This is a genomic window from Actinoallomurus iriomotensis (assembly GCF_030269445.1).
GTDB classification, from domain to species: Bacteria; Actinomycetota; Actinomycetes; order Streptosporangiales; family Streptosporangiaceae; genus Actinoallomurus; species Actinoallomurus iriomotensis.
This window is the reverse complement of sequence record NZ_BSTJ01000002.1, coordinates 733,729-747,239: the sequence shown is the minus strand read 5'-3', so window position 1 is coordinate 747,239 and position 13,511 is coordinate 733,729. Positions and strand designations below refer to the sequence as shown.

Here is a 13,511-nt window from a genome sequence, read left to right as displayed (position 1 = left end):
CTCTCAGGAGAGCAGGCCGCGTTTGTACGCCTCGCCGACGGCGGCGGCGCGGTCGCGGACGCCGAGTTTCTCGTAGATGTGCAGCAGGTGCGTCTTGATGGTCGCCTCGCTGACGAACAGGCGCTTGGCCGCCTCGCGGTTCGTGGTGCCGTCGGCGATGAGGGCGAGCACCTCGCGCTCGCGCTTGCTCAGCGCGCCGTCGGACGGCCGCCGGACCCGCCCCATCAGGCGGCCCGCGACCGCCGGCGACAGCACCGACTCGCCCCGGTGGGCGGAGCGGACCGCGCGCAGCAGTTCCTCGCGCGGCGCGTCCTTGAGCAGGTAGCCCGTCGCTCCCGCCTCGATGGCGGGTAGGACGTCGCTGTCGGTGTCGAACGTGGTCAGCACCAGCACGCGTACGTCGGGGACCGTCTCACGCAGCCGCTCGATCGCCGCCACGCCGCCCATGCCGGGCATGCGCAGGTCCATGAGCACGACGTCGGCGTCGCCGGCCCGGCGCACCGCCTCCGCGCCGTCGGCCGCCTCGGCCACCACCTCCAGGTCGGGCTCGGCGGCGAAGACGCCGCGCAGGCCGTCGCGGACGATCGGGTGGTCGTCGACGATGAGTAGACGGATCATGCTCCTCCTCCGGCGGGAAGGGCGGGGACGCTCGCGTTCACCGCGGTCCCCTCCCCGGGACTGCTCTCGACGGCCAGGTTCCCCGCGACGCGCAGCAGCCGCTGCCGCATCGACGACAGGCCGAACCCGCCTCCCGCGTCGCCGGGCTCGAAGCCGACGCCGTCGTCGCGTACGTCGAGCAGCACGACGTCGTCCATGTACGACAGCGTGAGCCCGACCCGGGTGGCCTTGGCGTGCTTGGCGACGTTGGTCAGGGCCTCCTGCGCGACGCGGAACAGCGCGACCTCCACGTCCGCGAGCATCGGCCGCGGCTCGCCGGTGGTCTCGACCCCGACCGTGACGCCGGTGGTCTGCGACCAGCGTTCGCTCATGCCGGTGATCGCCTCGGGCAGGTGCGCCTGCTCCAGCCGTTCGGGCCGCAGCGCCGCCACGGACCGGCGGGCCTCGGAGAGGTTCTCCCGCGCCAGGGACTGGGCCTGATCGGCGAAACGCCGCCACTGGTCCGGGTTCTGCCGCGCGGCCTCGATCTGGGCGATGATCCCGGTGAACCCCTGCGCGAGAGTGTCGTGGATCTCCCGCGCCATCCGGGCGCGCTCGTCCAGGACGCCGGCCTCGCGCGCCTGGAGCAGCAACTGGGCGTGCAGCCCGGCGTTCTCGGCGAGGGCGGCTTCCAACTGGGCGTTGGCCTCGGCGAGGTCGTCGAGCATCTCCCGCTGCCGGTCGTGCTGGCGGCCGAGCATCGTGTTGACGAACAGGAATCCGCCGCCGAGACCGACGTTCGCCGCCGTGAAGATGAGGAAGAGGGCGACCGTGGACCCGTCGATGTGCTGGAACCCGCCGACGTAGGTGCTGGAGACGATCGCCGCCGTGGCGACCACGCCGGCCCACCGCGCGCGGGCCGGCAGGGCCGGCACCTGGAGGTAGCCGCTCCAGGCGAAGAACCCGTAGAGCGGGTTCAGATAGACGAGCGCGGCGGACAGGAGCGTGAACACCGCGAAGTGCACGGCCCTCGCGCTCGGCCGCCGGGTCCACGCGGGGCCGTGGCCGTTCATCAGGAGCAGCCAGACCTCGGCGACCAGCGTGAGGCCGAGCGCGGTGAGCAGGCGCGGTAGCGGGCTGGACCGCGAGAAGAGCAGCAGCATGACCGAGACCGCGAGCGCGCAGTGCGGAATGACGCGAAGCATGAGGGCCTCGCGTCGTTCCCATCCGCCGAGCGGCAGCGGCACGGTCATTCCCACCTGAAGAGCTTGGTCGCGGCGAACCCGGCGACGACGGCGTACGCCGCCATTATGGCCAACTGGGCGACCCGCGGTTCCGTCCCCATCCAGGCGTCCCGCATCGTCTTGAGGGTCGCGCCGAGCGGTGAGTAGTCGCCGATGTCCCGCAGCACCGCCGGCATCGCCTCGCGGGGGATGTAGACGCCGCCGAGGAACAGGTTCGGAAAGAAGAGGATCATGCCGATTCCCTGGCCGGCCCTGCCGCTGGGCGCCACGGCCGCGACCAGCAGCCCGATCGCGAACAGGGCCGCGATCCCGAGCAGCAGTGCGGCGAGGAAGGCGGGGAGGGCCTTGGGCACCGGAGTGCCGAACAGCACGTTCCCGACCGCGATGAGGACCGCCACGGTGAACAGGGCCGCCGCCGCGTACAGGACGATCTGGGCGGCGAGCAGATAGACGGGGCGTACGGGCGTGGTGGCCAGGCGGCGCAGCACGCCCTTCTCGCGGTAGCCGGCCAGCGCGGTGGGCAGCACGTTCAGCCCGAGGATGGCGAGGCAGATGCCCGCGCCGATCGCGGCGATGTACGCGGCGCTGGTCTGCCCGCCCAGGTGGGCGTCCGGGTGCCGGCTGCCGGGCTGGAAGCCGAAGCCGAGCAGCAACCCCAGCGGCAGCACCAGCACGAACAGCGGCACGACGACTTCGCGGAGGGTGAGCTTGAGCTCCATGAGGGTGATCCGGGCGAACATGTCAGGCCTCCTGGGTGATGCGACGACCGGTGAGGGCGACGAAGGCGTCGTCGAGACTGGTCTGCTCGACCCGGAGGTCGGCGGCGATGATGTCGTTGCGGGCGAGCATGGAGGTGACCGCCTGGAGCAGGGCGCCCGTGCCGGTCACCGTGAGGTGGTCGCCGGACCGCAGCACGGTGTGCACCTCGGGCAGTTCCCTGAGCATCCGGTCGTCCAGCGCCGGCGAGGGCCGGAACCGGATGCGCTGCTCGGGATCGACGCGTGCCACGAGCCCGGCGGGCGTGTCGATCGCCACGACCCGGCCCGAGTCGATCACCGCGATGCGGTCGCAGAGCCGCTCGGCCTCCTCCATGAAGTGCGTGACCAGCAGGATCGTGACGCCCCGATCCCGTACCTGCTCGATGAGCTGCCAGGTGTCCCGGCGAGCCTGCGGGTCGAGCCCGGTGGTCAGCTCGTCCAGCACCGCGATCTCGGGGCTGCCCGCCAGTGCCAGCGCGATCGACACGCGCTGCTTCTGGCCGCCGGACAGCTTGCCGAACCGGGTGTCGCGCTTGTAGGCGAGGCCGAGCTCGTCGATGAGCCGCGCCCCGTCGGCGGGCCGGCGGTAGAAGGAGCCGTACAGCGCGACGGCCTCGGCGACCTTCATCTTCTCCGGCAGCTCGCTCTCCTGGAGCTGCACGCCGACCCGCTGGGTGAGCTCGGCGCGGTCGCGCCGCGGATCCAGCCCGAGCACCGAGACGCGGCCCCGGTCGGGGGCGCGCAGTCCCTCCACGCATTCGACGGTGGTGGTCTTGCCGGCGCCGTTGGGGCCGAGGATCCCGAAGATCTCGCCCCTCTCGACGCTGAACGAGACGTCGTCGACGGCGACGGTGTCGCCGTAGCGTTTGTGCAGGTTGGTGACTTCGATGACCGGCATGACCGTGCTCCTCGGGTGTCCTGGGTACGGTCATGAGCATCGCCCGCGGGGACACAGCGCCGGATCGACCACCAGGGTGCGCTCCGGTTGGATCCGGGCATCAACCGATCGGTCGATGCGGCCGCCGCACGGCCGATCCCGGCTCAGCCCGCCGGGCGGTGGCCCCTGGCCAGAGCGGCGAGCAGGACGATGCCCATGGCCGCCGAGGCGGCGATGACGATCGCCATCGGCGCGGCCGAGTGGCCGCCGGCCAGCCCGACCAGTGGTGCGGCGAGGGCGCCGACGACGTACTGCAGCAGGCCGAACAGGGCCGACGCGCTGCCCGCGACGTTCGCCGGCCGGCCCGTCAGGGCGAGCGCGGTGGAGTTCGGCAGGGTGAGGCCGATCGCGGAGACCACGAGGAACAGGGCCGGCAGCACCCCCGGCAGGCCCAGCCCGCCGAACACGGCGACGAGGAGCAGCACGCCCCCGGCCAGCGAGACCAGCAGCCCCGCGTGCAGCAGCGTGATCAGCCGCACCCGGCCGACCAGAAGGCCGCTGACCTGTCCGAACGCCACGATGCCCAGGGAGTTCACGGCGAAGATCAGGCTGTAGTCCTGGGGCGAGAGGCCGTAGATGTTCTGCACCACGAACGGTGATCCGGAGATGTAGGCGAACATCGCCGCGAACGCGAATCCGCCCGCCAGCGCGTACCCCATGAAGATCCGGTCGGCACAGAGTTCCCCGAAGGTCCGTACGGCCGCCCGGAGCCCGCCCGTGTGCCGCTGCTCGGCCGGGAGCGTCTCACGCAGCCCGAGCATCGACACCGTCATCAGCAGGCCGAGGAGGGCGAGGACGCCGAACACGCCCCGCCAGTCCGTGAAGCGCAGCACCTGCGCGCCGATCACCGGGGCGGCCACCGGCGCGATGCCGTTGACCAGCATCAGCAGCGAGAAGAACCGGGCCGCGGCCGGCCCGTCGTGCATGTCGCGGACCACCGCCCGGGAGATCACGATGCACGCCGCGCCGGACACGCCCTGGATCAGCCGCAGCGCCACCAGCAGTTCCACGTTGGGCGCGACGACGCATGCCAGCGAGGCGACCGTGTAGATCGCGATGCCGGCGAACATCGGCCGCCGGCGGCCCCACATGTCGCTGATCGGACCGGCGATCACCTGGCCGGCGGCCAGGCCGATCATGCACGCCGTGAGCGTGAGCTGGACGAGGGAGGGGCCGGCCGACAGGTCACGGGTCAGCTTCGGCAGGGCCGGCAGGTACATGTCGATCGACAGGGGGCCGATGGCGCTCAGCGCACCCAGAATGAGGAATACGCGGATCCGCTCCGCCCTGCCCGCCGCGTGCCTGGTGCGCTCGGCGATCGCCGTCACCCGATCTCCTTCCGGTCTGGAGGACCTCAGGAGCTAAACGAACCGCTCTGACCTGGGCATTCCCGGCAAACGAGCCGATCAGGGCTGCGGGCGGAGACCGTCCAGGAGGTAGGAGAGCAGGCGCTCGGTGGTCTCCGGGGCCGACTGGGTCGCCACGGAGAGCCCGTGGGTGAGGCGCAGCAGGTCCTCGACGGTCACCTCGGGGCGTACGGTGCCGGCCTGCTGGGCCTCGGCGAGCACCGCGCCGGCCGCGCCCCGGATCTCGTCGTGGCAGCGGGCGAACAGGTCCGAGCGCGTGTCGATGACCTCTTTCAGCGTCTGCATCAGCCCGCGCCTGCTCGTGGCGTACTCGGCGAACGAGCGCATCCAGGCCGCCAGCGCGTTCCCGCTCCGCTCGTCGTCGAGCAGTTCGTACGCCTTGGCGCACAGGTCGTCGACCTGCTCCTGGTACACGGCGGCCTGGAGCGCCAGGCGGGTCGGGAAGTGGCGGTAGAGCGTGCCGATGCCCACTTCCGCGCGCCGGGCGATGTCCTCCAGCGGGGCGTCGGCGCCGTGTTCGAGGAAGGCGACCTTGGCCTCGTCGAGCAGCCGCTGGTAGTTGCGGCGCGCGTCGGCGCGCATGGGGCGCTGATCGGCGGTCGTCATCGCTCCTCCGGACACGGTTGCGTACCGGAGGATACCTCCGTATCGTAACGGAGGCACCCTCCGGTTAGTTCCGGGCGGCCCCGACAGCCACTTCGGGGACACCCGGTGCACTTCCAGCAGTAAGGAGTCTATGACTCATGTCCCAGCAGACCGTCTCCCCGCGGGGCACGCCGCTCACCGGCGGACCGGCGCGGCACACGCGTCATCCCGGGATCTCGCTGGCCGTGATCGTCGCGTGCCAGCTCATGGTCGTGCTCGACGCGACCGTCGTCTTCGTCGCCCTGCCCAAGATCCAGCTCAGCCTGCACTTCTCCGCGACCGGCCTTTCGTGGGTCAGCAACGCCTACTCGCTCACGTTCGGCGGCCTGCTGCTGCTCGGCGGGCGCGCCGGCGACATCCTCGGCCGCCGCCGGGTGTTCGTCACCGGCATCGCGGTGTTCACTCTCGCCTCACTGGCGGGCGGGTTCGCCACCTCGGCCGCGTGGCTGCTCGCCGCCCGCGCGGTCCAGGGCGCGGGCGCGGCGCTCGCGGCGCCCGGCGCGCTCGCCCTCATCACCACCAACTTCGCCGAGGGACCCGAACGCAACCGCGCTCTCAGCATCTTCTCCGCGACCAGTTCGGCGGGCGCGTCCGTCGGCCTGATCCTGGGCGGCGTGCTCACCGACTGGGCCTCCTGGCGGTGGGTCCTGTTCATCAACGTGCCGGTGGGAGCGCTGGTGCTGCTGCTCGCCCCGGTGTTCCTGGAGGAGACCGAACGGCACCGGGGCCGGCTCGACCTCGCCGGCGCGGTCACCTCCGTCACGGGCATGGTGGCCCTCGTCTACGCGTTCATCCGCGCCGCCGACGCGGGCTGGGGCGACACGACGACGCTCCTGGCGATCACCGCCGGGGTGGTCCTGCTCGCGGCGTTCGTGGCGGTCGAGGCACGGGCCGCGCAGCCGGTGGTGCCGCTCCGCCTGTTCGCCGACCGGGCCCGCGCGGGCGCCTACTCCGGCATGCTGCTGCTCGCGGCGGCCATGTTCGGGATGTTCTTCTTCCTCGTCCAGTTCCTGCAGAACTCCCTCGGCTTCAGCCCGCTGAAGGCCGGGCTCGCGTTCCTGCCGATGACCGGGCTGCTGTTCGGCGTCGCGCGCCTGGCGCCGCGGCTCGTGCCGAGGTTCGGCGCGCGGCGGCTGATGCTGGCGGGCCTGCCGGTGATGCTGGCCGGGATGGGCTGGCTGACGCGCCTGTCGGCCTCGAGCGGGTACGCGGGGGCCCTGCTCGGGCCGCTGATCCTCTTCGGCGTCGGGGCCGGCATCGTGTTCCTGCCCCTCACCCTCACGATCCTGTCCGGCGTGCGCCGGGAGGACTCCGGGGCGGCGTCCGGGCTGCTGCAGACCATGCAACAGGTCGGCGGGGCCCTGGGGATGGCCGTGCTGGTCTCGGTCTTCGGCACGGCGAGCCGGCACGGCGGCGCCGTCCACGGCACCGGGGTCGCCTTCACGGTGGCGACGGCGTTCGTCGCGGTGGCCCTTGTCGTCGCGCTCGCCGCCATACGGCGCCCCGCCCGCTGAACAGAGGCTGAGCCGGCCGTCGGCGCGGAAGCGCGCGGCCGGCTCACGGCGAGGGCCGGCCGGCGGTGACTCATCGCCGGCCGCGGCGGTCCTTCAGCACCTGGCGTACGACGTTGCGGCCCGGTACGCCCGTGACGCCTCCGCCGCCGTGGGTCGCCGAGCCGGCCTGGTACAGCCCGGTGATCGGCGTGCGCAGGTCGGCGTAACCGGCCGCGGGACGTGCGTGGAACATCTGGCCGGGGGTCAGCTCGCCGTGGAAGATGTTGCCGCCGATGAGGTGGTACTCGTGCTCCATGTCGTACGGGCCGATCACCTGGCGGTGCAGCACCGACGAGGTGAAGCCCGGCGCGACCGCCTCCATCCGGGCGACCACCCGGTCGGCGTAGGCCTCCAGTTCCGCGCGCGGCTGCGACGCGTGCCACGTGTGCGGCACCCACTGGGTGAACATCGAGACGATGTGGTGGCCCTCCGGCGCGAGCGAGTCGTCGAACACGCTGGGGATGCAGACGTCGGCGAACGGCAGTGCCGCGGGACGTCCGGCGACCGCGTCCTGGAAGGCGCCCTCGACGTCGTCCAGGGACTCGGCCAGCACGATCGTGCCGCCGTGCGCCTCGGGATCGAACCCGTCGACTCCCCGGAACCGCGGCAGCCGGTCCACCGCCAGATTGATCTTGACGGTGCCGCTGCGGGTCCGCCAGCGCTCGATGTCGGTGACGAAGTCCTCCGGCAGGTCGCCGCGGTCCAGCAACCGCAGGAACGCGATGGCCGGGTGGGTCGTCGTGATGACGGTACGCGCGGACAGTTCCTCGCCGGACTCCAGTGTGACGCCGGTGACCTGCCCGCCGGAGACGTCGATCCGGGCCACCGGCGCCGACGTGCGGATCTCCGCGCCGAAGTCGCGGGCCGCGGCCGCGAGGGCCTTGGTCACCCCGCCCATGCCGCCGCGCGGGAACCCCCACGTGGTCTCGCCGACGTGGTGGTGGAGCATGACGTACGCGGTGCCGGCCGAGCGCGGACCCGCCCACGTGCCGATCACCCCGCTGACCGACAGCACGCCCCGCATCGCGTCGGACTCGAACCGGTCCTCGACCAGGTCGGCGATGCTGTCGGTGAGGATGCGGGTGACGTCGACGGCCGAGCGCACGTCGATGTTCTTCAGCACGCGCAGCAGCCTGGCCTGGCCGAGCAGATCGGCGGGGCGGCGCGAGCCGAGCCGGGGCGGGATCCGTTCGAGCAGCGGGCCGAGGACGGCGCCCAACTCGTCCATCCACGCGTCCCAGCGCTCGTACGCCGCGGCGTCCCGAGGGGAGAACCGGCCGATCTCCTCCCGCCGCCGCCCCGGATCGCCGGGCAGCCGGAGATGGCCGCCGTCGGCGCGCGGCGCGAAGTAGGGACCCTGCGGGTAGACGTGGTACCCGTGGCGGTCCAGCCGCAGATCGCGGATCAGCGCGGGAGGAAGCAGGCTGACCACGTACGACAGGGACGTGACCGTGTAGTCGGGGCCGAACGGATGCTCGCTCACCGCCGCGCCGCCCACCACGTCGCGCGCCTCGCAGACGCACACCGACAGTCCGGCCTTCGCGAGGTACGCGGCGGCGACGAGGCCGTTGTGCCCGCCACCGACCACCAGAACGTCGTACACCGGCGACTCCTCGCTGACTCGTCGATCAGAGTCGATCGTCGCTCGTGAGGCCGGGAGACACAAGACGATCACCGGTGGAAAGCGCCGCGGCCGCGACGCCCCGCGGCCACGGCGCTCTCCGGTTCCCTCAACTCAGGCCAGCGTCCGGCACAGGTTCTCCACGTCCGCGTGCCGATCCCAGATCCTGCGGGTGCCGTCCGGCTGGATCGTGTACCAGGACCGGCCGTGCACGATGTACTCGCCCGGCGGGTAGGCGGTGTTGCCGATCGGAATGCCGATGGCCGCGCCTTCGCCGAAGTACCAGACGGATCCGCCGTTCTCCTTGTTCTCGACCCGGCCGTAGCCGGACACGTCGCGAACGACCGACCTGCCGTTGCCCGTGTTGGTGAAGCGGATCACGAGCGGTCCGCGGAACTCCTGGATCCGCGGCGAGCCGTCCGGGAACGTCGCGTCGGTCCGGACCTCCTCCTCGTCCTGGACGATGTCGCCGTGGACGGTGAAGGAGCATCGGCCGACGGCGTCGAAGGGCTGGGTGCGGTACGGCACCCAGCCCTTGCCGTCGGCCGCCCCGGCGACCGGGGCGGCCAGCACCACGGTGATTCCGGTGACGGCGGCGATGGTGGATAGTCTGCGCATTGCCTGCCTTTCGGGAGAGCTTTCCGCGCATCGTCGTCTCGCCCGTCCCGGGGGTGCCATGGTTTAGATCCAGGGCGAAAGGTCGCGAGAGTGCTTCGACTGCGCTTCACCGCCGAGGACCTGATGAACGTCCGGTTCGCCGCCCGGCCGGCCCCGCTGCTGGAGCTGGGCATGGCGGTCGCCACCTACCAGCGCGACGACGCCGTGTTCGCCCGCTGGACCCGCCGTGCGCGGCTGACGGGCGAGGCGCGGGCGCTGCTGGAGCTGATCCCGCCCGGGGCGAACGGGCCGCTGTTCCTCGACCCGTACAGCGACGGCCTGGAGGACGGCCTGGAGACGGTCCTGTCCACGCCGCCGGACCACGTACGGGCCGAGCTCGTGCGCACGACCCGGCCGACGCCGTGGACCACGAGACTGGCCGGCCGTGACCGTGAGGCGTGGCGGACCCTCGAACGGGCGCTGCGCGGGGCGTACGCCACCCTGATCGCGCCCGACCGGGAGCGGGTCCGTGCGAGCTTCGACGCCGACCTCGCCTGGCGGCGGGCCCTTCTCGCGGAGCGGGGCGTGGCCGCGGCCCTGGCGAGTCTCTACCCCGGTTCACGCTGGGACGGCACCACGCTGGAGGTCGAGGTGCCCGAGGAGTCCGCGCACGCACCGGCCGGCCGCGGCCTGACGCTGATGCCGTCGGCGTTCTGGACCGGCCGGCCGATGATCGGCCGGCACTCCGACGGATCGATGCTGCTGCTCTACCCGGCGCTCACCCCGTTGCCGCTGGTCGACGTCAGGGCCCGCGACGCGCTCGCCGCCCTGCTCGGCCGCACCCGCGCGGCGATCCTGTCTCTCGTCACCGAGGGACGGACGACGAGCGAACTCGCGGCCGAACTGGGTGTCAGCGCGGCGTCCGTGTCGGCGCACACCAAGACCCTGCGCGGCGCGGGCCTGATCGTCACGCTCCGTACGGGCAAGGCGGTGAACCACGTGGCCACCCCGCTCGGAATGCGCCTGCTGCGGGAGAGCTGAGCCCCTTGCCGCGCGTGTCAGCGGTCGACCGGCCGCCACGTGGACCGGTCACCGTCGCGGTGGACGCGGCCGAACACCACGTCGGCGAAATGGACACCGAAGCCGATGGTGTCCGGCATCGCCAGTTCGGCGACGAGGCTCCCGCGTTGCCGCGCGGCCGGTCCGGGAGCGAGATCGACCGCGACCGGCCATTCCGGGTGGTCCACCTGGATCGGCGAGTGCATGGCGTCACCGAAGGCGATCAGCCGACGACCACCACCCCTGATGACGTAACCGGCGTGCCCGGAGGTGTGGCCCGGGGTGAGCAGCACGCGCACGCCGGGGAAGACCTCCTGACCATCGGTCACGGTACGTACACGTGGTGACATGACCTGGAGGATCTCGTCGGTGACGCCACGTGCTCGGAGGCGGTGACGCTGTGCCCATTCGGCCTCGGCGACCAGATGGTCGGAGCCGGCGAACGGAGGCCGATCGCGGCCGGGGACGGAGTGCCATGCCCAGCCGATGTGGTCGAGATGCAGATGGGTGAAGGCCACCGCTTCGATCTCCGCCGGTGCGCGACCGAGGGCGGCCAGGTTGTCCAGCAGCGCGCCGCCGTGGATGGCACCGCGCGGGTTGCCGGGCCGTGCCGGAACCGACTGGGGGCCGAACCCTGTGTCGATCAGCAGCGCACGCTCGCCACGTTCCACCAGCAGCGCACCGACGCCGGCCACGAGTTGGCCCGAGTCGTTCAGGTACTCGGGGTGCGCGGCCCACGCCTCGTCCGTGGTGCCGGGAAACCAGGCGCGCGGGTTGAGCCACACCGCCCCGTCGGGCACGTACGTCAACGTCAGGTCACCGAGCCGAAGTGACCGCATCGTCGACGGTCGCAGCAGGCGCTCGCCATGGCCCGTGGCGGAACTCGTCATGATTCCTCGCGTGTGTGATTCGGATACCGAGCGAGTCCGGCCGCACCAGGCGGCGGGGACTCCTGGTGTCCAGTCCACTCCCGTTGGCTTCAGCGAACCAGAAGCAACCCGAGCACATAGCGATCACGAATCGTGATCGTCGGCTGCGGCCTCCTGGCAGGCGGCCAGCAACGGGCGGACGCGATCGGGATCGGCGGCACCGCGCACCGCCAGCACCGTGGGCAGCGAAAGCGCGTCCGCGACGCCGTCCGGCGAGCGCACCGGAAGGAACGCCACCCGGCCGCCGCGCAGCCGGCGGGCGTGCACGGCGTACAGCACCGTCCACCCGGGCAGGCCCGCGCCCAGTGCCGCCAAGGTGTCCTGCAGAGAGCTGTGCGACGGGCCGAGAACCGGCTCGAACCCCGCGTCCTGGCACGCGCCCATGACCAGATCGACCAGCGAGGGATTGTTCCGGCGAGCCGTCAGGTAGAGCGGCAGGTCGGCCAGCGCGGCGAGATCGACGGCGTCCCCACGAGCCAGCGGGTGGCGGGCCGGCAGGGAGACCACCAGTTCGTCTCGCCAGACCGGGATTCGCCGCACGTCTTCGGACGCCTCCACCACCCCGCGTACGAAAGCCGCGTCCCACTGAGCGTCGGCGACGCGTCGCAGCCGCTCTCCCGGCGGCGCCGACGCCAACTCCACGCGTGTGCCGGGCGCTTGCCGTTCCAGCGCCTCTAGCACCCGTTCCAGCCGCTCACCCATGCCGCTGCTCGTGCCGATGCGCAGTACGGTCCTGCGCGCGGCGGCGAAATCGCCGATCGTGGCCAGCGCGCGCCGCTCGGCCGCCAGCACCGCGCGGGCCTCAGGCAGGAAGGCGGCCCCGGCCTCGGTCAGCCGCACCCGCCGGGGCGACCGGTCGAACAGCGCGACGCCCAGTTCCCGTTCGAGGCGGCGGATCTGCTGGCTGACCGCGGACTGCACGATCGTCAGCCGCTCGGCCGCGCGTCCGAAGTGCAGCTCCTCCGCCACGATGACGAAGTACCTCAGTTGACGAAGCTCCATGACCTTGGGCTCGCTCGGCGCGTACGAACCAGACGCCCGCCGGCCCTTACAGGCGGACGATCATCTTGCCGAGGTTCTCGCCTCGCAGCATGGCGAGGAACGCGTCGACGGCATGGTCGACGCCGTCGAAGAAGGTCTCCTCAAAGGTGATCTTTCCGTCGCGGATCCAGCCGCCCACGTCGCGGACGAAGTCGCCGTACCGGTCGCTGTGGTCGGTGACGATGAACCCCCGGAGGGTGCACCGCTTGCCCACGAGCAGCCGGAGGTTGCGCGGGCCGGACGGTGGCTCGGTGATGTTGTACTCCGAGATCGCGCCGCACAGCGCGGCCCGCCCGCCCTGGTTGAACGCGTCGATCGCCGCCTCGAGGTGGTCGCCGCCGACGTTGTCGAAGTAGACGTCGATGCCGTCGGGGGCGCTGTCGGCCAGCAGCCGGTGCACCGGGCCGGTCTTGTAGTTGAAGGCGGCGTCGAAGCCGAGACGGCCGGTGAGGTAGGCGACCTTCTCATCCGAGCCCGCGCTGCCGATCACGCGCCGGGCACCCTTGATCCGGGCGATCTGCCCGGCCATCGAGCCGACCGCGCCCGCGGCGCCGGAGACGAAGACGGTGTCGCCCTCCTTCATCCCGGCGATGTCCAACAGCCCGACGTACGCCGTCAGGGCGGGCATGCCGAGCGCGCCGAGGTACGCCGACAGCGGCACGCCCTCGATCGGGGTCAGCCGCCGGAACCGCTTCGCCGGGCCCCAGGCGTGTTCGCGCCAGCCGTAGTCGTGCTGGACGATGTCGCCCTCCGCCAGATCGGGGGAGCGGGACTCGACGACCTCGCCGATGGCGCGGCCGGCCATCACCTCGCCCAGCCGGAACGGCGGCACATAAGACTTGGCGTCGTTCATCCGGCCGCGCATGTACGGGTCGACCGACATGAACAGGTTGCGGACGAGCACCTCGCCCTCGTCCGGCGCGGGCCGGTCGACCTCGACGAGGGCGAAGTCGTCGGCCGTCGGCCAGCCCTGCGGGCGCGCCGTGAGATGGACCTCGCGCGTCTTCACCGTCTCTGCTCCTCCGTGAGCGTTCGCTGGGTGGTCTGCCTGCCACGCTAGTGCCGTGTCAGTCAGCGTTGGCCTCGTGGGGGGAGGTAAGTCGGCGGATCCTCGCTGTGGTGGGCGAGCGACTCCCCACTTTTGGTAGGGCCGGCCAGGGGAA

13 protein-coding genes are annotated in these 13,511 nt (G+C 72.1%); 2 read left to right on the top strand and 11 right to left on the bottom strand.

Annotated elements, in window-relative coordinates; genetic code table 11:
• Positions 1-3: 3 nt before the first annotated feature.
• The 6 genes from QSK37_RS12085 to QSK37_RS12060 all read right to left on the bottom strand — a co-directional run bounded on the left by QSK37_RS12085 (position 4) and on the right by QSK37_RS12060 (position 5,509).
• A complete protein-coding gene (locus tag QSK37_RS12085; protein WP_285619839.1) occupies positions 4-618 on the bottom strand; it encodes a response regulator in 615 nt (204 codons plus the stop codon).
• A complete protein-coding gene (locus QSK37_RS12080; RefSeq protein WP_285620095.1) occupies positions 615-1,850 on the bottom strand; it encodes a sensor histidine kinase in 1,236 nt (411 codons plus the stop codon). Before QSK37_RS12080 ends, QSK37_RS12085 begins: the two co-directional genes overlap by 4 nt.
• Positions 1,847-2,581 (bottom strand): ABC transporter permease, encoded by a 735-nt coding sequence (locus tag QSK37_RS12075; RefSeq protein WP_285619837.1) that lies wholly within the window; start codon positions 2,579-2,581, stop codon positions 1,847-1,849. The genes QSK37_RS12080 and QSK37_RS12075 overlap by 4 nt, the downstream gene beginning before the upstream one ends.
• A 1-nt stretch (position 2,582) precedes the next feature.
• Positions 2,583-3,497 (bottom strand): ABC transporter ATP-binding protein, encoded by a 915-nt coding sequence (locus tag QSK37_RS12070; RefSeq protein WP_285619835.1) that lies wholly within the window; start codon positions 3,495-3,497, stop codon positions 2,583-2,585.
• Positions 3,498-3,640: 143 nt separating this feature from the next.
• A complete protein-coding gene (locus tag QSK37_RS12065; RefSeq protein WP_285619834.1) occupies positions 3,641-4,864 on the bottom strand; it encodes a multidrug effflux MFS transporter in 1,224 nt (407 codons plus the stop codon).
• Between the two features lie 78 nt (positions 4,865-4,942).
• Complete coding sequence (locus QSK37_RS12060; protein WP_285619833.1) at positions 4,943-5,509, bottom strand: TetR/AcrR family transcriptional regulator; 567 nt, start codon at positions 5,507-5,509, stop codon at positions 4,943-4,945.
• Between the two features lie 137 nt (positions 5,510-5,646).
• Between QSK37_RS12060 and QSK37_RS12055 the strand changes: the two genes are divergently transcribed.
• Complete coding sequence (locus tag QSK37_RS12055) at positions 5,647-7,062, top strand: MFS transporter (RefSeq protein WP_285619832.1); 1,416 nt, start codon at positions 5,647-5,649, stop codon at positions 7,060-7,062.
• Between the two features lie 70 nt (positions 7,063-7,132).
• Here QSK37_RS12055 and QSK37_RS12050 read toward each other — a convergent pair whose 3' ends face one another.
• Both QSK37_RS12050 and QSK37_RS12045 read right to left on the bottom strand, forming a co-directional pair.
• Positions 7,133-8,704 (bottom strand): phytoene desaturase family protein, encoded by a 1,572-nt coding sequence (locus QSK37_RS12050; RefSeq protein ID WP_285619831.1) that lies wholly within the window; start codon positions 8,702-8,704, stop codon positions 7,133-7,135.
• Between the two features lie 132 nt (positions 8,705-8,836).
• Entirely contained in the window at positions 8,837-9,340 is a 504-nt protein-coding gene (locus QSK37_RS12045; protein WP_285619830.1) for a hypothetical protein, read from the bottom strand.
• 90 nt (positions 9,341-9,430) lie between these two features.
• Between QSK37_RS12045 and QSK37_RS12040 the strand changes: the two genes are divergently transcribed.
• Entirely contained in the window at positions 9,431-10,360 is a 930-nt protein-coding gene (locus QSK37_RS12040) for an ArsR/SmtB family transcription factor (RefSeq protein ID WP_285619829.1), read from the top strand.
• A gap of 17 nt (positions 10,361-10,377) precedes the next feature.
• On the opposite strand, the gene QSK37_RS12035 is transcribed toward QSK37_RS12040, so the two are convergent.
• The 3 genes from QSK37_RS12035 to QSK37_RS12025 form a co-directional block, all read right to left on the bottom strand.
• Positions 10,378-11,268 carry an MBL fold metallo-hydrolase gene (locus QSK37_RS12035; RefSeq protein ID WP_285619828.1) on the bottom strand — a complete coding sequence of 297 codons (891 nt, stop codon included), beginning with the start codon at positions 11,266-11,268 and terminating at the stop codon, positions 10,378-10,380.
• 123 nt (positions 11,269-11,391) lie between these two features.
• Positions 11,392-12,309 (bottom strand): LysR family transcriptional regulator, encoded by a 918-nt coding sequence (locus QSK37_RS12030; protein ID WP_285619826.1) that lies wholly within the window; start codon positions 12,307-12,309, stop codon positions 11,392-11,394.
• 46 nt (positions 12,310-12,355) lie between these two features.
• Positions 12,356-13,357: an NADP-dependent oxidoreductase gene (locus QSK37_RS12025; RefSeq protein WP_285619825.1), complete on the bottom strand. Its 1,002-nt coding sequence runs from the start codon at positions 13,355-13,357 to the stop codon at positions 12,356-12,358.
• Positions 13,358-13,511 lie beyond the last annotated feature (154 nt).